20 protein-coding genes and 1 pseudogene are annotated in these 20498 nt (G+C 31.2%); 3 read left to right on the top strand and 18 right to left on the bottom strand.

Annotation, left to right across the window (positions count from 1 at the left end; all coding sequences use genetic code 11):
* Positions 1 to 123 precede the first annotated feature (123 nt).
* The 7 genes from P4S50_RS06770 to P4S50_RS06740 form a co-directional block, all read right to left on the bottom strand.
* Positions 124 to 519, bottom strand: a complete 396-nt coding sequence (locus P4S50_RS06770; protein ID WP_277733930.1) for a hypothetical protein — start codon at positions 517 to 519, stop codon at positions 124 to 126.
* A gap of 42 nt (positions 520 to 561) precedes the next feature.
* Positions 562 to 1248 (bottom strand): DUF1963 domain-containing protein, encoded by a 687-nt coding sequence (locus P4S50_RS06765; protein WP_277733929.1) that lies wholly within the window; start codon positions 1246 to 1248, stop codon positions 562 to 564.
* A gap of 1290 nt (positions 1249 to 2538) precedes the next feature.
* Positions 2539 to 3810 (bottom strand): hypothetical protein, encoded by a 1272-nt coding sequence (locus P4S50_RS06760; protein WP_277733928.1) that lies wholly within the window; start codon positions 3808 to 3810, stop codon positions 2539 to 2541.
* Between the two features lie 102 nt (positions 3811 to 3912).
* Positions 3913 to 4794 (bottom strand): hypothetical protein, encoded by an 882-nt coding sequence (locus P4S50_RS06755; protein WP_277733927.1) that lies wholly within the window; start codon positions 4792 to 4794, stop codon positions 3913 to 3915.
* Between the two features lie 179 nt (positions 4795 to 4973).
* Positions 4974 to 6773 (bottom strand): sensor histidine kinase, encoded by a 1800-nt coding sequence (locus P4S50_RS06750; protein ID WP_277733926.1) that lies wholly within the window; start codon positions 6771 to 6773, stop codon positions 4974 to 4976.
* Positions 6766 to 7446: a response regulator transcription factor gene (locus P4S50_RS06745; protein ID WP_277733925.1), complete on the bottom strand. Its 681-nt coding sequence runs from the start codon at positions 7444 to 7446 to the stop codon at positions 6766 to 6768. The genes P4S50_RS06750 and P4S50_RS06745 overlap by 8 nt, the downstream gene beginning before the upstream one ends.
* Positions 7447 to 7642: 196 nt before the next feature.
* On the bottom strand, positions 7643 to 8557 hold the full coding sequence (locus P4S50_RS06740; protein ID WP_277733923.1) for a phosphotransferase: 915 nt from the start codon (positions 8555 to 8557) through the stop codon (positions 7643 to 7645).
* A 332-nt stretch (positions 8558 to 8889) separates the two neighbouring features.
* Here P4S50_RS06740 and P4S50_RS06735 point away from each other — a divergent pair, with 332 nt between their 5' ends.
* The 3 genes from P4S50_RS06735 (at position 8890) to P4S50_RS06725 (ending at position 12280) form a co-directional block, all read left to right on the top strand.
* Entirely contained in the window at positions 8890 to 10065 is a 1176-nt protein-coding gene (locus tag P4S50_RS06735; RefSeq protein WP_319023199.1) for a 1-propanol dehydrogenase PduQ, read from the top strand.
* A 248-nt stretch (positions 10066 to 10313) separates the two neighbouring features.
* Positions 10314 to 11504, top strand: a complete 1191-nt coding sequence (locus tag P4S50_RS06730) for a histidine kinase (RefSeq protein ID WP_277733922.1) — start codon at positions 10314 to 10316, stop codon at positions 11502 to 11504.
* Positions 11505 to 11509: 5 nt separating this feature from the next.
* A complete protein-coding gene (locus tag P4S50_RS06725; RefSeq protein ID WP_277733921.1) occupies positions 11510 to 12280 on the top strand; it encodes a response regulator transcription factor in 771 nt (256 codons plus the stop codon).
* A gap of 95 nt (positions 12281 to 12375) precedes the next feature.
* Here P4S50_RS06725 and eutM read toward each other — a convergent pair whose 3' ends face one another.
* From eutM to P4S50_RS06670, 11 genes and pseudogenes are all read right to left on the bottom strand, one after another.
* A complete protein-coding gene (eutM, locus tag P4S50_RS06720) occupies positions 12376 to 12669 on the bottom strand; it encodes an ethanolamine utilization microcompartment protein EutM (RefSeq protein WP_277733919.1) in 294 nt (97 codons plus the stop codon).
* A gap of 20 nt (positions 12670 to 12689) precedes the next feature.
* Positions 12690 to 13340 (bottom strand): phosphate propanoyltransferase, encoded by a 651-nt coding sequence (locus P4S50_RS06715; protein WP_277733918.1) that lies wholly within the window; start codon positions 13338 to 13340, stop codon positions 12690 to 12692.
* A 1-nt stretch (position 13341) separates the two neighbouring features.
* Positions 13342 to 14877: an acetaldehyde dehydrogenase (acetylating) gene (locus P4S50_RS06710; RefSeq protein WP_277733917.1), complete on the bottom strand. Its 1536-nt coding sequence runs from the start codon at positions 14875 to 14877 to the stop codon at positions 13342 to 13344.
* 372 nt (positions 14878 to 15249) lie between these two features.
* A pseudogene (locus P4S50_RS20185) lies at positions 15250 to 15513 on the bottom strand (BMC domain-containing protein); the annotation flags it as partial.
* A 19-nt stretch (positions 15514 to 15532) separates the two neighbouring features.
* Complete coding sequence (locus P4S50_RS06700) at positions 15533 to 16213, bottom strand: cupin domain-containing protein (protein WP_331489710.1); 681 nt, start codon at positions 16211 to 16213, stop codon at positions 15533 to 15535.
* Between the two features lie 156 nt (positions 16214 to 16369).
* Positions 16370 to 16918, bottom strand: a complete 549-nt coding sequence (locus P4S50_RS06695) for a BMC domain-containing protein (protein ID WP_277733915.1) — start codon at positions 16916 to 16918, stop codon at positions 16370 to 16372.
* A 1-nt stretch (position 16919) separates the two neighbouring features.
* Entirely contained in the window at positions 16920 to 18248 is a 1329-nt protein-coding gene (locus P4S50_RS06690; protein ID WP_277733913.1) for a 4Fe-4S dicluster domain-containing protein, read from the bottom strand.
* 17 nt (positions 18249 to 18265) lie between these two features.
* The gene (locus tag P4S50_RS06685) at positions 18266 to 18529 is read right to left on the bottom strand and encodes a EutN/CcmL family microcompartment protein (RefSeq protein ID WP_277733912.1); all 264 of its coding nucleotides are present in this window, start codon (positions 18527 to 18529) and stop codon (positions 18266 to 18268) included.
* 11 nt (positions 18530 to 18540) lie between these two features.
* On the bottom strand, positions 18541 to 19386 hold the full coding sequence (eutJ, locus tag P4S50_RS06680; RefSeq protein ID WP_277733911.1) for an ethanolamine utilization protein EutJ: 846 nt from the start codon (positions 19384 to 19386) through the stop codon (positions 18541 to 18543).
* A complete protein-coding gene (locus P4S50_RS06675) occupies positions 19368 to 20048 on the bottom strand; it encodes an ethanolamine utilization protein (protein ID WP_277733910.1) in 681 nt (226 codons plus the stop codon). Before P4S50_RS06675 ends, eutJ begins: the two co-directional genes overlap by 19 nt.
* Position 20049: 1 nt before the next feature.
* Positions 20050 to 20484 carry a EutP/PduV family microcompartment system protein gene (locus P4S50_RS06670; protein ID WP_331489709.1) on the bottom strand — a complete coding sequence of 145 codons (435 nt, stop codon included), beginning with the start codon at positions 20482 to 20484 and terminating at the stop codon, positions 20050 to 20052.
* Positions 20485 to 20498: the final 14 nt, after the last annotated feature.

Raw genomic sequence — 20498 nt, 5'->3', positions numbered from 1 at the left:
CCAATAACCAACCAAATACAGTTGTCCCTTCGCATTTTTCTATTTTTTGTAAATCTCTTTTTACAGCTTCTACATTTTTATACCTCTTTGTTAGCTAATTTCTATACTTCATTCAATGACTAGCTACTTTTCTATTTTAAAATTATACTTCTCACATACTATTTCAAATACATCATCATAGGTCTGTATTAAATAGCTCTTTAAATTACTTCCTCCTACTTTCTTTGCAGTATTTAGCAATTCTGACTCTTTTATTTCTACAAAACTACCTTCATACCAGTTATCACCTTTCAATTCGCAATATATATCTAATTCAGTTGAGTTAAATGCAAATACACCTTGGAACTCTAATGAAAATTTAATAAATGACTCATCATCAGTTCCACTGCAACAAGCTCCATTTATTTCTCCAACAAATTTTAATTTCCTTTTAGCATAGTTATGATTAATTTCATCTAAATAAATAGCATCTCTTCCGTAAATACATCCTATTTTTGTTTCTATTAGATAATTCTCCACCTTTTCGCTCTCCTTATTTTTTAAATGCCTCTTCACTATTGACTAATAGCAGTCCCAATATAAATACCATTTCCCATCACTATTGGATTTGAGAATGTATATATTTCCATTATCCCCAACCATAAACCTTGGTTTTTCTTCAGATGTTATCTGAAATATATATTTATATTCATTTGAGCAAGGAGATTGAATATATGATGCATAACCTCCTACCTTTGTATTATTATAACTATCATATTCATCAAAAAATTGTTCACTTAATTCATCATCATCATTTATCTCACTCATGTCAAAGTATTCCCACATCTCTTCCCAACATGGAAAATCCTCTTCAGGTGAAGCATACCACTTAATCTGAAATGTTCTATATAAATCACACTCTTTAGGCGTTTTTTGTATTTCTAATCCATCTAAGGTTTTATACTCTCTCAATAACCAGCCTTCTCCATTTTGAGCCATTATTCTTGATGGTAGCCTTTCCTTATTAATGAATACTTGCACTATTTCAGCCTCTCCAAAGTGACTTATTCCACCTGGAACCTCTGATACCTTAATTTGAATAATAGGCACCATAGAACCATCTTTATCTTTTGGCCAACCATTCTGATTATCAATAAAAAAGTTTCCACCAAACCAACTTTTAATATTAGGCTCTGGTCGAAATCCTCCTATTTTCGCCACTATTGTTTTTTTACCTATTGAATCTATTTTATTAAATATACCTCTCACTATATATTACCTCCATATTATTTTTCCTCTTAATTTCATTTAGCATATTTTTTCTATACCTATTAAAATATCTTGTTGCTCTTTACTCCTAATCTTTCTATTTATTTTCTTTTAACTTGTATAAGTCCAGATTCATTTTTGAAGCCTTTTATCAATCTAATCCCTGCTAACAATAATAATATTATCAGCATATATAAAATTCCTGTATTAAGTTCTATTCGCCTTCTGCACATTCCTCTGCTTCAATCCATATAGAATAATCTCTAATACTAATTTATCATTTCTCCCCTATCTCATTTCATAATGTCTAGAAAATACCGTAATTCCTTGTTTTATGATCTAACCTCATTATTCATTATCTAATATTCTACTATGAATTAGGCATTTTTCTATGTATTAACCTGAAATGACCCCTTATAGGCATTTTTTATTTTAATTATACAATATTTTACTATTAAAAGAATATTAAGGATTCTATATTTAGTATAGATTTTTACACAAATTATATCTAAAACAATATTTACCATATATAGCATTATTCTAAACAATTAGGTGTACACATATAATTTAATAAATAGTCTCATATTATGAAACTATCAATAGGCATTCACTCTTATATATACTAATATATATTAAAAAACTTATACTCACAGTTTGGACTCTTTATCATATAATATCAATAAGATTTTTCTTTTCATACAAAACACTCAATCATAAAATATATGTCACTATAAGTGGAACGAAAACTTATATTGTATAACAAAGACAAATAATGTCCTGTAGCTATAATGAAACCTTCCACCCCTACACCAAAGAATTTTTTATGCATGTAGACAAATGACTATACATTAGCAAACATTTTACTTCAAAATGATTTGGACTTACTAAATCCTATTACAATATCCATGGCACAAATAATCATTCTTCATTAAATGATCTATACAGATAATCAACCTCCAAAATCATAAAATCTATGTATCACCTAATTTAAAATGAGGATAATTTAAATGTTAGCTACTTTTGATTAATCTTTTACTATGAAACTCAGATTGTATTGTTTAAATATACGTTAAGAAACTTCGTTGTTTGACCGCAAGGGAGTTTGAGAAGTTTTAGGATATTTAATAAGATACAATCTTTAGTTTTATTAAAAGATTAATTTAAGTAGCGTTATTTCAATTATCCTCATTTTCGCTTAAATACCTTTTTATGATTACATAGAAAAAAGAGATGTTAATTACTTAAAATTAACATCTCTTTATAAACTCATTCTTATATTCATTACTAAAATTACTGTATTTCAGAAATAGAAATATCTTTATCAGTAAATCTTAAAACTTCAATGCCTGTTAATGTGTCTTCACCATCACGATTCATTTTATCTTTAACAATAATGTTATTATCTTTTTTTATTATCTCATAGTCTACAGAATCTCCAGTAAACTGAACTGTATCCATTCCTTCTCTTCCATCAATTTTATTATTTCCACTATTACCTATCAAAACATTATCTTCCGAGTTACCAATTAATCCTGTGTTTTTATTTCCTAATAATCTTGCATTTTTTAGATATTTTGATTTATGTGTATAAGGTTCTTTTTCATCATAGTACATTTTAAAAGTACCACTAAATTCAGAATCAACTCTAGCCATATATGTTATATAGCTTGGTAAAAACTCACTTACTACCTTATATCCCATAGGATCATTCTTTTTAATATCTTCTCTAGTCTTTGAAGTATAAATTCCCCACATACCACCCTTATTTTCTGTATATGGTGCCCAAAGTCCATAATAAGAATCTACTACAGATGCTAAATATTCTTGTTCAAGACTCCCTTCCTTTTCAAGTTCTATTAACCAATCCTTTGACCCAAGTCCCCACAAGCCTTTTTTACCCCAATCATTTTTATTTTTAGGAAGTGAATTTTTCATAGCCTTGTAAATTTCTTTTTGTAAATTTGGAAGTGCTCCTGGATTACTTTCTAGTCCAATACCATAATCATGAACCATGTGAAGTATCTCTTCATAGGCTGCATCTCTGTGCTCATAGTCATTTTCTGTATACCATTTACTTCCTACAGTAACCACTTCCATTTGATATAGAGGTTGTCCTTGAAGTGCTCTTTCTGAAATATTAGATTCTCCATCAGCCCCATTTGGCATAACTAAAACTGCACCATTTTCAGCCATTTTGTTTGCAACTTCACCTTTTTTATATTGTCCAAAATCCTCTAGATAAAAACTTAATTGATTATATGCTTTTAAGATCTGTTCATCTGTCACTTTATCTTGCGCTGCAATTGTAATAGTTTTTCCATTTGGTGCTACATATTGAATATATTTAGAATAGTACTTCTTATACACTCCACCAAGCTTAGAAGTATCTCTTATAATATCTTTAGTACTAATATATTCTTTATAATTTGGATTTGAAACCTCAATATGCTTTTTAGTATTGTTCTCTTCTTCATGTATTGCACCTGATACTGAACTGTTATTAGCTGTACATCCTGTGCAAAGTAACGCTGCACATATAATTTTTATAAGTATTTTTTTCATATTTCTCTCTCCTTTTAATCAAAAGTACTTCTACCTTAAATCTAGTTTAGTTGAATAACTATATCCATCTAAAAAATATTTATTTTCTCTTGAATTCAAATTTTACTTATTAAAACTATCCAAAGTTTCTTTAGATGGTACCGTCATAATTTTCGGTATATTCATTTCAAACAGATTATAAGCTGAAGGTAACGATTCTTTGAGTATTTCTCTATTTTTTAGCATCCATTCTTCTTCTCCAAGTCCATAAGGTTCTTGAATGTTCCATGCAGATGAGATTACCCAATAAGCAAACTCTTGGATTAAGATACGTTCTTTTGTACTACCTTTAGGTATATCTTCATATCCATCGATATTATAATACTTTTTATCAATTGCTTCCTTCATACTCTTGTATACAATAGAGTCCTTTGTAAGTCCCCATTCATCTGTCAAGGCATAGTGAAAACCTACATCTGTAACTGTATGAAGGATATGTTCAACCACCTCCAACGTTTGGTGCTCACTACCTTCCATGATGATGTCACATATACTGTTTTCTCTTTCAAGTTTGGAGAAGGCTTCCTTTTCTTCTGCTGATGCTAAGTTAAACTCTCCTTTTACTACTGGTAGTAATGCATTATATTTATATAAATTTTGTAGTACTTTCTCTTGTAGCTTTAAATCCATACCTTCTTTTTGTATAAACATTTCTTTCATTGTTTTTGCAACTTTTAACATAAATTCGTCTGATACATTATCTTTTGCAACAAAAGTTATACCATAGACTACCATTTTTTTAGTAAAGGGCTTATACTCATTGGTTTGAATAATCCCACTGTCTTCATATATATTATTAGCCAACTCTTTTCCAGATTCTTTTAATACAGCTCTACCAATATGTGTTTCTTTTAGTTCTGATTCTTCTACTATTGAATTTTTATTCGTGGCACATCCCACACAAAATACAGCCAAACATAAAAGCAATACAATTATTTTTTTCATAACTTACTAACTCCTTTTCATTAATTTAAACCAATTATATGTGACTCTTGATAAGAGTATATTTAAATCATATATCCATCATGTATCCACATGCTTACTATAAAAAGTTTTTCATAAAAAAAGAAACCATGCTTAATATGGTTTCTTTGAGGTTCAATTAAGTATAATTATTTATAACATCAATATTTCATCTTTAGTGAAAAATAAAATTCTACTCCATTATTTATATTTTTAACACTATAATCGGATTCATGTAATTCTAGGATATTCTTTACTATTGTAAGCCCTAGACCACTTCCACCCAAACTTCGATTTCTTGATTTTTCGGCTCTATAAAACCTATCCCAGATTTTATCTAAATCCTTAGAATCAATTAGAACTCCATAGTTTCTGATATAAACATATAGATTATCTTTTTGAAGTTCTGAAGTTACCTCAATTCTTTCACCATTAGGCGAATACCTTACTCCATTACTTAAAATATTAATCATAACTTGCTCAATCTTACTTATGTCTCCAATTACTATTCTATCTTCTATTCCAAGTTCAAAGCTCATACTTTTATCTTCAAATTGCTTCTCAAATTTGCTCATCAAAACTTCAATAAACGGCTTGATTTCAAATTCACTTACGTTCAATTTATAACTACCTGTTTCAAGTTCGGATAACTCAATCGTCTCAAGTACAAGTCCATTAAGTTTATCAATTTCATCTGAAATTACATTTATATAATACTCTGGTTCTTTTTCATAAACACCGTCACTTATAATCTCTAAAAAACCAGATATAATACCAAGAGGTGTCTTAAATTCATGAGATAGACTAGCTAATAAGTTTCTCATTCTTTCTTCATTTTCTGCTTTTTTGATTGCTTCAATAGCCAATTGTTCATTTGATGATTCTAATTTTTCAATAGCTGTTGACAAATTATTTGAAATATTATTTAAACTATCAGACAAGATGCTCAATTCATCATTTGTACTTATATCTGTCCTTTTTGTAAAATTAAGTTCCGATATACTCTTAGCTGAATCTATAAGCTTTATTAAGGGATTTGTAATCCACTTAGAGTAAAAATATACAAGTACTAAAACTAACGCTAGCTGAAATATAAAAATATAGTAATAATATCCGTTTAATATTTGAAATGCATCGTGAATGTTTTCAAGAGTAAATAGTGAAAATGCATAGGTTGAATTACCATCTGCCCCTACTACTTTTTTTGCTAATACGACAATCAGTAAGCCTGAGTATTCTTCAGTAAACTCATAGCTACCTTCTTTAAAGATTTCCTTAACATTTTGAGGATTTTCACTCTTTTCAATCAAATACCTTTTTACTTCGTTAAATAATTTTTCTTGCTGATAACTTAAAACCCCTTGATCTCTAACAACAAAGTTTCTAGCTATTACTTCACCACTTATTTCAACAATGTCATGAGGATTTTTTTTATATAATTCATCCCAAGTTGCATATCCTTCATCGCTTACAAGTGAAGTATTCATTTTTTTTATTTCTAAAGGATCTATAAAATTTGTACCTTTAATACTCATACCTATAACTTCAATTGATTCTCCATCCTTTATTTTATTATTGAGATTTCTAAAATTCCCTTCTTCATCAATTAGGAAATCTATAATAATTTTAAGTTCTTTTCCTCCACTATCTCTTATAGTTATATAATTAAAACCTTTAAAAAAAGACTCATTTAAAACTTCATCATTTTCATTTAGAATAAGAATTGAAGCTCCATTTTCATTTTGATAATCCATAGCTTCTTGATTTAACTGTGCACCCGTCCACTTATGATTATTGTAATCTTCACAAAGCTGCTCGAAACTCTTTTCAATTTTAGAAATTTTCATATTTGAATATATATCTTCTAAGAAAAAATTTTGAAGCACAAGTTGAATAAACATAACTAAAACAAATATACCTACTATAGTTAAAAATATTTTTTTTACAATACTGTTAAGCATATTCGTTTACCTCAAATTTGTAACCAACAGATATTACTGTTTCAATAAATATAGAATAGTTTTCTAATTTGTTCCTTAACTTTTTAATATGATTATCAACAACTCTAGTTTCTCCCTCAAAATCATATCCCCATACATTTTCTAAAATTTTGTTTCTTGTTAGAGCAATTCCTTTATTGATTACAAGGAATTCAAGTAATTCAAATTCTTTTGGAGCAAGTCTGATCTTCCTCCCATTTATAAAAACCTCTCTACCATCCAAATCTATTTTAAATTTATTATATATATAAACTTTTTTATCATTTTCCTCTCTAAGTCTTTCAAATAGTCTTTTAATCTTTGCTATTAGAATTTTTGCTTTAAAAGGTTTCGTTACATAGTCATCTGCTCCAAGTTCATACCCTTTTATCTGATCCATTTCTTTTTCTATGGCAGTTAATATAATAATTGGTACTGTTGACTTTTCTCTAATTATTTTACAAACCTCAAAACCATTTAGTTTAGGCATCATAACATCAAGCACTATAAGATCAATTTTATTTTCTTTAAATTTTTCTACAGCTACTTCACCATTATAAGCTTCAATAACTCTATATCCTTCTTTTCTTAAATATAAGCTAATGAATTCACGCATTTTACTTTCATCCTCGACAACTAGTACATTTTTTTGCATAATATCACCTCGTAAGAATTAAAAATATATCACAATAATAACTTCTATTTTATCATTATGACATATTTTTATCATCTTTATCTTCTGTTAATTTGTTGTTTTTGAGAAATTCTAATATTAGATTATACTTTTCTTTAAATTATTCAAAAAAAATATCCCATTACAGGATATTTTACACTTTCAGCTTATTATAATTCTAATTTTTTACCATCTCAGCAATTGGATAACTGTTTGACAATATTATTTCCTTAATATTCTTTTGAAATCTTTCGTATCTAAAGCAACAGTAATCGAGGAAATCATCTCCATTATAGTGTCTAATCATTGCCCACACCATCCAAAGTAAATCCTGTGCTAACATATAGCATTTAATTTTTAATATTTCAGAAGCTGAGGGAAACTGACCATAATAATCCAAAAGTAGATATGAAATTGCTTCTTCATTAAGTTTTGATTCAAGAATATAAGAAGCTACATCCCAACTTGGATCATTCATTCCAGAATATTCCCAGTCTATTAAATAAATTCTTCCGTTATCATCCATAATAAAATTTTCTGGTACTGTATCGTTATGACATGGTACCAAAATTGTATTTTTTATATTCTTATGACTAAAATCAATTAGCTGTTTTTTTAATTCAGGATAATCAAAGAAAAAACTTCCCTTTAGATCTCTAATAATCTGTTCGTACTTATTCAACTCCACCTGCCAATCAAAGACATTATGAAAACTTTTTTGGCTAGTATGAGTTTTTTTCATTAAATTAGAAACAGCTTTTATATTTGTTATAGCACATGGATTAGTTTGAGCAATATTATTACTATTTTCAATATACTCACTAATTTTAATACCACTAATCTCATCAAAGTAAATACATTTAGAATTCAAACCTAACTCTGATGCAATTGTATTATTAACTTTCTCATTTTTTCGATCAATCATAACATCAGTCATACCACCAGGTTGTCTAATAACATAGTCTATACCGTTTATATTCATAATATAGTTGTAGTTAGTAAGTCCACCTGTAAAGCGTGATCTATCAAAATTTATGCTATCATCATTAAAAACTAAACGTAGTTTTTTTTGAACTAATTCTTCCATTTTCATCAGTATTTCCACCATTCATATTTTAGTCTGTTATTTTTTAATAAAACAAAACTCGATTTTATAGAATTAACCTTCTGTGTAATATGATTATAGCACACTTCTAATTGATTAGCTTTATCATAATAATAAATATACCTTTTGTAAAAGAAAAAATGACAAAATCACAATTTTTAGGTAACTATTATACAATAAAAACAATATTGTACAATTTCTAATTTTAACTAGATACAATTGTACTAAAATTATATATTTAATCTACAATAAACTGATTATTATGTATGATATGATCAATAATAGAAATTAACCTCAAACACAATATATTTCATTAAATTTTGTGCCTTAGAGTAACGAAAGGAATGATTATAATTATGGAAGATAAATTCAAACTTAAGTCAAAAGTTTATTTTAATAAAGAATCAATACATTTTTTAGAAGAAATTAATGGGACTCGAGCTTTTATTGTATCGGATTCTATAATGGATGAGCTTGGGTATCAACAAAAAACCATTGATTGCCTAAGTAAAGCTGGAATAAGCTCTGTTGTTTTCTCAGAGATATGCCCTGACCCAGATGCAAATGTAATTGCTAAAGGTATAAAATCCTTCGAAGAAAGTAATGCAGATGTAATAGTTGCAATTGGTGGAGGATCAGCCATCGATTCCGCTAAAGGAATTCTGTATTTTACATGGAAGCTTAGAAGTTCAAATGGTCAAGATATGAAAAAACCTCTATTTATAGCAATACCTTCCACGAGCGGAACAGGCTCAGAAGTAACAGATTTTACAGTTATCACTTCTGGTCAGGAAAAAGTATGTATTGTCGACGAGTTTATCGCACCAGACATCGCAATACTAGATTCTACATGTATTCAGCACGTTCCACAACGTATAGTAGTAGATACAGGAATAGATGTCTTGGTTCATGCCATTGAAGCTTATGTTTCTACTAAAGCCACTGACTTTACTGATGCTCTTGCAGAAAAAGCAATCAAACTTGTATTTGAAAATATTGAAAAACTTTACAAAGATACAACTGATTCCGATGCAAGAGATCGTATTCAAAACGCTTCTTGTATGGCTGGAATGGCATTTACAAATGCAAGTCTTGGTATTAATCACAGTCTAGCTCATGCCTTAGGCGCTACATTTCACATTCCTCATGGAAGATCTAATGCTCTTTTGCTTAATGCAGTTATGGAATATAATTCAGATTTCGTTAAAAGTAAAAACGATTATGCTATGGAAAGATACTCAAAACTTGCAATCCAACTACAACTTCCAGCCCGTACACGCCGTGAAGGAGCTGTTAATTTTATACAATCTGTAAGTAAACTAAAAAAAATGCTTAAAATAGAAGATAATATTCGCTCTCTTCGAGTAGATAAAAATGAATTTGAAGCCGCTATTGAAAATATGGCACAAGCAGCGCTACTAGATAGATGTACTCTAACAAATCCAAAACAACCTACTAAGGAAGATTTAATGAATATTTATAGAAAATGTTATTAGTAGACAGAAAATTGATATATTGATTAAAATCCCAAATGGCTAAAATCTAAAAATAGGTTTTAGCCTATATTTTTACAATGTTTCCCATGAAATCCCAAGGCAAATCATTTACTTTTACATTATTATACATTATAATTTAAAGTAGTTCTTTGCAAAGTCTATATAGACTTTCTATTTAATATAAATCGAAATTAAACAAGGTCTTCATCTGAGTATAAATTATAAATCAGAAGAGGTGTAATAAAAGCATGCATAAGACTAAGAAAATGCTAAAGGAATTAATAACTTCAAATTTGTATACACGTTACAGTAATATTTTATCCTTATCAGATATCCCCCTGTTTTTAATTGATACAAATGGTGATATTTTATTCGAGTTTATACCTTCCCCCAATTTTTGTACCCGCGTATGCCAGGAAAACGTAGGTCAAATATGCCAGGACTACAAGTGTAGATTAAAGCCTGATACAGAGAATAGATTTGTATGTAGATACGGGCTTGAAAACATACTTTTGCCTATTATAGTAAATGATGAGACTGTAGGTTATCTAGCTGGTTTGCAGGTATATCTAAAGGAAAACGAATACCAAAGATATATGATTGATATTCAATCTTTTAGTGAGGATAACTTTCCCAAATTAGAGTATGTGGCTAAATCCATATCTTTATTAAAAACCGTAGAATCAAATAAAATTAAAATACATGAACAATTATGTGGACAAATCACCAAAGATATCTCTCTTGATTTATCCCAAAGTGTCAATGATTCATATTCTGATGTAGAAAGGTTGTCCATCGAAAAAGAAATACTAGAGAAAAAAATTATTGACTTAGAAGCCAAAAATATGTCTTTAGTAGTTAACCCCCATTTTTTATTTAATACCTTAAACTGCATTGCTCGGATTGCATATTTTGAAAATTCCCATACAACTGAAGAGCTTATCTATTGTCTATCTGATTTGCTTAGGTATAATTTAAAACAAGACTACCAGTTACATACCATAGGAGCTGAAATTGACAATGTTAAAAAATATTTATATATACAAAAGGTAAGATTTAAAAATCGTTTGGAATATGAAATTGATGTACCAGAGAATATTAAATCTTATAGGATACCAAACATGGTAATTCAACCTATACTTGAAAACGCTGTTATTCATGGCATAACACCCAAACGTGACGGTGGAAAAATATGCATATTTGGTGAAGAAAATAAAAATGAAATAGTCATTTCCATTACAGACAATGGTAGCGGTTTCTCTAAAGATGTTTTACAAAAAATACAACAATGTGAAAATAAATCAGGTCTAGGGTTTCGAAGTACAGATAAACGCTTAAAACAACATTATGGTGAACAATACGGATTAAAAATTGTAAAATCTGATTATAGTGGAAGTACTGTTACTATAACAATCCCTAGCCAACCTATTCCGAGGTGATTGCAATGAGCATAATCTTAATTGTAGAAGACGAAATACTTGAACAGGAGTTCCTAAAATCAATTGTACTTCAAGAAATTGTACAAGATGATACACTGTTAACCTGTGAAAGTGGAGTTCAAGCCATAAAACTTGCTAAGCAGTATAAGCCAAATATTATAATAATGGATGTATTAATACCTGAACTAGATGGTTTAAGTGCTATTGAAGAAATTAGAAAGTTTCTTCCTAATACATCTATCATTGTTTTATCCGCCTGCTCGGACTTTCACTATGCACAAAAGGCAATCAGATTACATGTTTTAGAATACCTATTAAAGCCTATAAAGCCAGCCATATTTAAACAAGTTTTTTGCAAAATATTAACCTCTATAGATAAATCTCAAGTTGAGTTAGAAGAAATTACTAAGAAAAAAAGTACAAACCATAAAGAATCTCGTCAATACTTTATGGAAGAATCAATAGAGTATATTAAAGAACATTTTATGGAAAAACTCACTTTAGAAATGGTTTCATCCAAAGTTTTTTTAAATCCTAAATATTTCAGTCGAGTTTTTAAAAAAGAAATGGGAGTAACATTTTCTGAATATGTAATTACGCTTAGAGTACAGCATGCCTGTCACCTATTAGAGAAAACTAATTATCCTGCTTATCGTATTTCAATAGAATGTGGCTTTTCAGATGCATCATATTTTAATAGAGTATTTTGTGGGCAAATGAATATGACTCCCCAAAGTTATCGAAAGCATGCAAATACATCTAAGTTAAAAAAATAAACCTATCGTATAAATACACTATAACAAATAAAGGGTAGATATTAAATATCTACCCTTTATTTTCTATTAATATACTATGTATGACTTTTTAAGTCCTATTTTGCGTCTGCCTTTTCTACCTTAGGTAAAATTGTCTCAACTTCCATGTGTGGACGAGGAATAACATGAACTGAGATTAATTCTCCAACTCTTTGTGCAGCTGCTGCTCCAGCATCTGTTGCAGCTTTTACAGCACCAACATCACCTCTTACCATTACTGTTACTAAACCACCACCAATATGCTCTTTACCAACTAAGTAAACATTTGCTGCCTTAACCATTGCATCTGCCGCTTCTATTGATCCTACTAAACCCTTTGTTTCTATCATTCCTAATGCATCATATTTCATCTTTATTTCCTCCTAAATTTTTATTTTATTATTTTAATTTTTGATGACGAATTAATATCCATAGCATTTGCTTCTTCTGTATCAACATGACACTCTAAAACAGAAGTATCATTTGCTCTAATAGCAACATTATTATAAATGCCACCTCTTGCTCCATTAACCTCAATTGAAACTATATCTCCATCATGCACACCCAATCGTTGTGCATCTTCACAATTCATGTGAATGTGTCGTTGTGCTACAACTAAACCCTCTGTAATTTGAATAGAACCCTTTGGACCAACTAATGTTATTCCAGGCGTACCATGCAAATCACCTGATAACCTTATAGGTGAGACTACACCTAACTTAAAAGAATCTCCTACTAAAACTTCTACCTGTGTCTTGCTGCGTACTGGACCAAGAATTCTAACTTTTTCAATTGCACCCTTTGATCCACAAATTGTTACTGTTTCCTTACAAGCATATTGTCCAGGCTGTGACAAATCTTTCATTTTTGCCATCTGATGTCCTTCTCCGAATAAGCAGTTCATATCTGATTGTGAGAGATGAACATGACGGTTAGAAATACCTACTGGAATTTCATCCGCGTCTTCTTTTTTTTCTGTTGAAGACATGTTAGCTTGGACAGCCTCCAGAAGAAGCTTTAAGACAGCTTCGTGATTGTCCATTTTAGTTGACTCCCTTCATAGATTTTACTATTTCATTCACTAGACTTAAAAGCTTTTCATTATCAGTACAATCTATATTCAATTCATTTAAAATAGAACTAGTATCACAACATGCTGCTTCACTCTTTGCTTCACAGCTATTAAGTTCAGGATAGTCAAAAGATGGATCATTTGAAGCTAATGTACTACACTCTTTTAATCCATATGCAACTCTTTTAATATTAATCAAATGCATTGGACTAACATTTTCAGAAACTGAACTTCCTCCCCATGTACCACAACCTAGCGTAAAGGAAGGTATAAGTCCAGTACTTGCACCTGTTCCTCCTTGAGTACCGCCTGTGTTAACTAAAATACGAGATGCTGGCTTTTTAGCGAACTTCATTACCATATCTCTATCTTCAGTATGAAGACTCATAGTGTGTCCTATACCATTTTGAAGTAATTGTATGCTAAGTTCACATGCCTCATGCCAATCTTTAACTGTATAAAAAGCAAGAACTGTTGTCAGTTTTTCATATGATAATGGATATTCCTCACCAACACCTTGTTGTTCTCCTATTAAAACCCTTGTGTTTTCTGGAATAGAAATTCCTGCTGCTTTGGCAATAACCTGAGGAGTTCTACCTACAAACTTAGCATTCATAGTGTGACCATTCTTAAATAATATCTTACAAACTTTCTGATTTTCTTCTGTTGTCATAAAGTATCCGCCCTGCTTCTTAAGCTCAGCTACTACCTCTTCACGATTACATTCTTCCACAATTATTGATTGTTCAGATGCACAAATTGTACCATTATCAAAAGTCTTACTTGACATAATGTTATTAACTGCTTTTTGAATATTAGCAGTTTTCTCTATATAAGCTGGTGAGTTTCCAGCACCAACACCTAATGCAGGCTTACCTGCACTATATGATGCCTTTACCATTCCGGGTCCTCCAGTTGCAATTATCATAGCAATATCATCATGTTTCATTAGCTCATTTGTAGCTTGTATACTTGGTGTAGAAATACTGCTTATAATATTTTCAGGTGCTCCTGCTTCTACTGCTGCACCGTTCATTAAATTTACAACCTCAAGTGTACATTTTAATGCTGAAGGATGTGGTGAAAATACAATTCCATTACGTGATTTAATAGCTATCATTGCTTTAAAAATAGCAGTAGATGTTGGATTAGTTGATGGTACAATACCCATTAATAGTCCCATAGGCTCAGCAATGTCAATCACCTTCTGATTTACATCTTCTCTAATAACACCAATAGTCTTCATATCTCTAATTTCATCATATAAAATAACAGAAGCCATATGATTTTTATAAGTCTTATCTTCAACTTTACCAAATCCAGTTTCCTCTACAGCCATTTTAGCCAGAGAAACTGCATTTGCCTTCACTACTTTAACCATGCTACATAAAATCTCATTAATTTGATCTTCAGTATACTCAGCAAGCTGATTTGAAGCAATTTTTCCCAATCGTGCAAGATCTCTTGCTTCTTGTACTGAGCGTAAATCTCTATCAATGTTTTGCAATTAAACTCCCTCCATTCTTTTTTCATAGTGTTTTAATTTATATTCTAGTTTTCTAACTTAATTATTCTTGTAATATTTTTTAAACTCTTCAATCAATAGTTTTTTACCTGCATTAGAGATACTCTTTCCTTTTATGCCAAATTCCTTATATTTGCGAGCTAACTTTCGAAGTTCTACGACCTTAAATTTTCTAAGAACTTCAATAGTTTTTTCTAATCCACATTTAAGTACCATATTATCTACAGTTTCTTTATTATGTAATTCACTGAAAATTATCTGTATAGAATCATTTTTTTCTTCTTTTGCTTCAGTTTCTGGTATTATAACTTCTTCAACTGCTGTTTCTTCTTCTAGTTCATTTTCTATTGTTCCAATTATACCGTTTAATTCTTCATGTGGTCGTGGAATTACATGTTGTGATATCAGCAATTTTTCATCAATTTTTCTAACTGCAGCTCCACCAGCCTCTACGGCTGCTTTTACCGCACCAACATCTCCAGTCACACAAATATAAACAAGACCCCCTCCAACATACGTCTTTTCCAAGAGATTTACATCTGCTGCCTTTAGCATAGCATCCGAACTCTCTATCGCTGCAACAAGTCCTTTTGTTTCAATTAAACCAAGTGCCTGCATTACATAATCCTCCCTAATTCTAGCTTATAAGATCTGCCCAGTTAGCTGGATAAGTAACATAGAATAGCTTAGCTTTATCATTAGATTCCCAAGTAACTTTTGAACCTGATGGAATATAGAGTACATCACCAGGATATGCTGTTAAAGCCTTACCACCAATAGTGACTGTTACACTACCTTCAATCACATAATCAATTTCTTCATAAGTGAGTTCCCAGTCAAATTTAGAATGATCAATAGTTAAGAATCCAGAACTCATAGAAGATTCATCTTTACTAATTAATTCTTGATAATATACCTTTGCATCAGGATTTCCAGTATCAAAAACATCGAACTTTACCGAATTGCCACGCACTACCTTCAAACCATTACAAGCACTTTCACACTCATACGGCTTAGGATTAGAAATTGAATCAAGCATTTCATTTAAAAGACCTTTGTCCATCATAATCTTCAATAACTTGTAAATCATTTCACTATCTAATCCACCTTCGGAGACTTTCATCTGCTCAGATACTTTTACTACTTCAGCTGGTTTTTGTTCTGTAGAAAACTCTATTTCACAAAATTTCGCTACATCTTTTGCTGATGGGGTAATAATTGTATTACTGTCAATATAAACTATTTTTTCACCTTGCTTTTTGGCAGCCTCAATATCTTTGGCACAAATCAATCTTTTCACTTTTTCACATCCTTTCATATAAAGTGAAACTTAATTTAGATGGAGTTTTTATTCCATCTGAATTTCTAGTTAAACTAATCCAGAAGCTATAGAATTCTTAGCTCTAGCTTTAAGAGGGTAGAGTTTTAGAATTCTTAGCTTTCGGATAAAGTGAAACTTAATTCAGATAGAATATTAGAGCAAAGACTCTATCAATACATGGGACGGCGAAGGTATAATCTCTGCATTTACTAAGAGACCATTATCCTTTGCAATAGCTTTTCCTGCTTCAACACCGGCTTGAACTGCAGCAACATCCCCAGTGAAAGTGAAGAATGACTTACCTCCCAATCCATTTCCCAAACGTAATTCTAATGCCTCTAATTCCGCTGCCTTAAGTATTGCATCAGCAGCAACAATCATAGTAGCTTGAGAAAAAAACTCGATGATTCCTAAAGCCTGAATACTCTCTGGCATAGTTGCACCTGTAATTGCTGGAAATACTTGAGGGCTAACATTTGGTATAACAATTGAATCAACCAAATATTCTTCTGCCACTCTTTCTCCAGTACTCACTGAATCATGAACTGATGCAACATCACCATGAACAATAGCAATATATTTACCAGGACAGCTAGAACCAGCTGTAACTATTTCCACATTAGAAACTTTTACCATTTGATCTGCTGCATATATTCCACGTGCAATACTTGTAAATTCAACCATTCCTATTGCGTTTGACATATTAGTCCCTCCTTATTACAATAAAATCCTTTTCAATTTCAACTATAGTTCCTGAGATACTTGTATGTATAGTTGCACCTAAACTCCCTTCAGGAATTTTGCCTATTTGTTGGCCTAACTCAACATAATCACCAACACAAACAATAGGAACTGCAGGTGCACCTACATGCTGTCTTGTTGAGATATGTATAAATTCTGGATTTACGTCAACTTCTGTCATAGGAGCTGGCTTATCAAAATTATACAAACCTAATCTAGCTATAAGACGTTTACTTGGAATCAAACGATATTCTCGACTTTTACGTACTTTAAATTCTGACTTTTTCGGTTTATATCTTATATTTTGCTCTGCTAGTTTATCTTTAAAATACATATTTGCAGATTTGGGGTAAAGTCCTGCGGGACATGAGAACAATTCACATAAATTGCATTGACAGCAAAGCTGTGCAATCTTTTGACCCTCAATATCTGTTAAATTATAATTTAAAGCATTCATCATCTTGTGTGGTTGTGTTTCATGTCCAAGAAGATAACGTGGACACATATCTGTACACATACGACACTGCTCACAAGAAGATCTATTAACTCTTCTCGCTTGTTCTAAGCTAACAGATTTCTTTCTCACCAGATGATGATCCTTTTTCAAAATTACAAATCCTTTACTTTTTTTAGTAACATATCCATCTAAGTTACTCATAACAGGACCCATCATAGGTCCACCATCAATAACTGCATAGTTATCGAAGTTTTCAATGCCACTTAACTTTAAAACATCTATAATAGGTGTACCCACTGGAACCTTTACTGTTAAACGCTTGGGTATATCACCAGTAACTGTTATATATTTTTGTGTGACTGGCTCTTTAATAGATGCATAGTACATATTTAATGCAGTTTCTGAGTTTACAACTATACATCCAACTTGAATTGGAATTCCAGCTTCTGGAACAACCCTACCTGTTAGTTCATGAACTAATACCTGTTCATCACCTACTGGGTATATATCTGGTAATTCTTTTACTTCAACAAAACCCTCTAACCCAAGTTCTTGGATCCTATCACGAAGTATAGACACTACTTTTTTATGCTTTCCTTTTATACCTATAAGAGCTTTACTTGCACCAACGAATTTCCCTGCTGCTTCGAATCCCTTTATAATTTCATCTGGAAACAACTCCATAAGCTGTTGGTCCACCCTCAATAAAGGCTCACATTCTGCTCCATTAAGAAGTATATATTCAGCCTTTGATTCAAGTTTTACATGGGTAGGAAACCCTGCACCTCCTGCACCAACAATACCGGCTTCTTTTACCATATCAAGAAGATTCATTTTTACACCTCCTGAATTTATCCAAAATTGCAATCTTCATCAATAATTCCAACAACAGCTGCATCAACTGGAATATCATCATTGCCTAACATTCTACGAGCTGCTGAACCGGTGCAAACAATAACTCGATCTCCAATTCCGGCACCAATAATATCTATAACAATTAACCGCTGACCACTATCACTACCGCCAATTACTTCTGCTAACATGAATTTTAATCCATTTAGTGAATCTGCTTTTCTAGTTGCCCATACATTATCAATTAATTTTGCAGTTAACATATAGTTATCTCCTATTCTATAATTTCTTGTGTACAGCTAAGTGCTATTCCTAAAGGAGTTACAAACATAGGATTTTGAGGCTTATGAGTAAAAATTCCTGTCTTTTTTTCTATTACTTCTTCAATGCCTGATAAACAGCAAGTTCCACCAACTAAAGATATTTCATTAACGTCATAACCCTCTATATGTTGATTTATAATGGATGCTATTTTTTCAACTACTGGCTTTAATACTAGTGATAGCTCTTTATGATTTTTCGGCTCTCTCTTATACAATTCTGCATCTTGAAATGACATTTTGTATGCACCAGAAACAACTAGTGAGAAATGAGTACCTCCTGTTGGCTCATCAGCAATATAAATAACTTCACCATTCTTTAATATTGAAATTCCTGTTGTTCCACCACCTATATCCACAACTGCACCATTTTGAATCTTAAGAACTTTATTAGCTGCCGTAGGTTCATCAAGAACATTAGTTAATTCAAAACCAGCAGCCTGAACCACATTTTTAACTGCTCCTGAGTCCAACATATCTGTCCCTGGTGGTATTGCAGCGGCTCCATAAATTAGTTCTGTACCTAATTTTTCTTCAATCTCCTGTTTTAACTCTCTAACAATTTTTATTGCACCAATATAATCTACAACCATACCATCACGAACTACATCAGCATATCGGTAAGCACCTGCAACCGGCTTATAATTTTCATCCAACACTGCTAAAACAACACATGCAGTACCCAAATCTACTCCAGTATAATAAACTGAAGATTTACTTACAATTGGCTGTTCTACCACATCTTCAAAGTCTCGCACAACCTGATCACAATATTCATAGGTTAATTCTTTCTCTGACATCTTTTACCTCCAAAAATAGAACAAATTATTTGGGACAATGTATTAATACTCTGATTAACCTTCCCTATAATATCTTTGCAAATTTTATTTTCACTATCATTATTCTCAAACAGTTCTAGAATAAAAGGTTCTAGCTCTCTAAGAGCGCAACGTAGCCTATGTAAAATAACAATCTCTCTACCCTTTTCCAATTGTATGTGAAATTCTGTGATTTCAAAGCAATCATCCAAATCATCAGAAAAATTATCCGCTTTTATACCTGTACATTCCTTAAAGCAAAATGTTTCAGAGGTATTCTTAGCATCTAAAGCTTTTTTAATACTTGAGAATTGTTTACCTAAATCAATAACTCTTTGAGCTAAAAAAACATCTCTACTTAAAAGTTCCTCTGCAGTAATAAGAAATAGTGCTTCCATTGACTTCATCTTGCAGTCAAACATTTTCTTTTTCCAATTATTCCTTATTTCTATCGCTTTAGATTCTTTTTCTATATTCTCAGTGCCTTTTTTAATATAAGATCCATCGTCAAATATCTTTATTCCACGATCTAGTAAAAACTGGCGTGCTCCTGGTGTAAGCCTTTCCCCTACTTTTATTTTATAAATTGTAAAAGGTTCTTTTTTTAATAAGTTTCGTAAGTCTTCTTCTGTTATAAACTTCATATTAATCCCCCTTTACTTTTGATGAAAATAAGTATTTTTTTAACTCTTCAATACCTATTTTATTTGGAACACTTATCTTATAATAAGGCTCTGCTATTCCTATTTGTTTCAACTTCTTATAACATATCTCTTCATTTTCTACATTTAAATCGACTTTAGTTATTACACCAATTACCGGACATCTAAAGGATTTGGCAAAGCCAGGCGAATACACATTATCACATCTTGACTGATCGATTAATATTAAAACATGAGATGCATCCTGAGATACTGCAATGAGATGCTTATACATCCATGTATTTTCTATATAAGATCCGGGAACATCTATAGTATTTTTTCCATAAATAATATCCTGTGTTCTTCTTAGTGGACCTTCATAATCATTTAATGCGTTGACTAATGTGGTTTTACCACATTTTGTAGGTCCAATTACCATTATTCTCTTCTTTC

The organism is Tepidibacter hydrothermalis, from assembly GCF_029542625.1.
GTDB lineage: Bacteria > Bacillota > Clostridia > Peptostreptococcales > Peptostreptococcaceae > Tepidibacter_A > Tepidibacter_A hydrothermalis.
The sequence above is the reverse complement of the archived record's forward strand: the minus strand, read 5'-3'. Positions and strand labels throughout refer to the sequence as shown.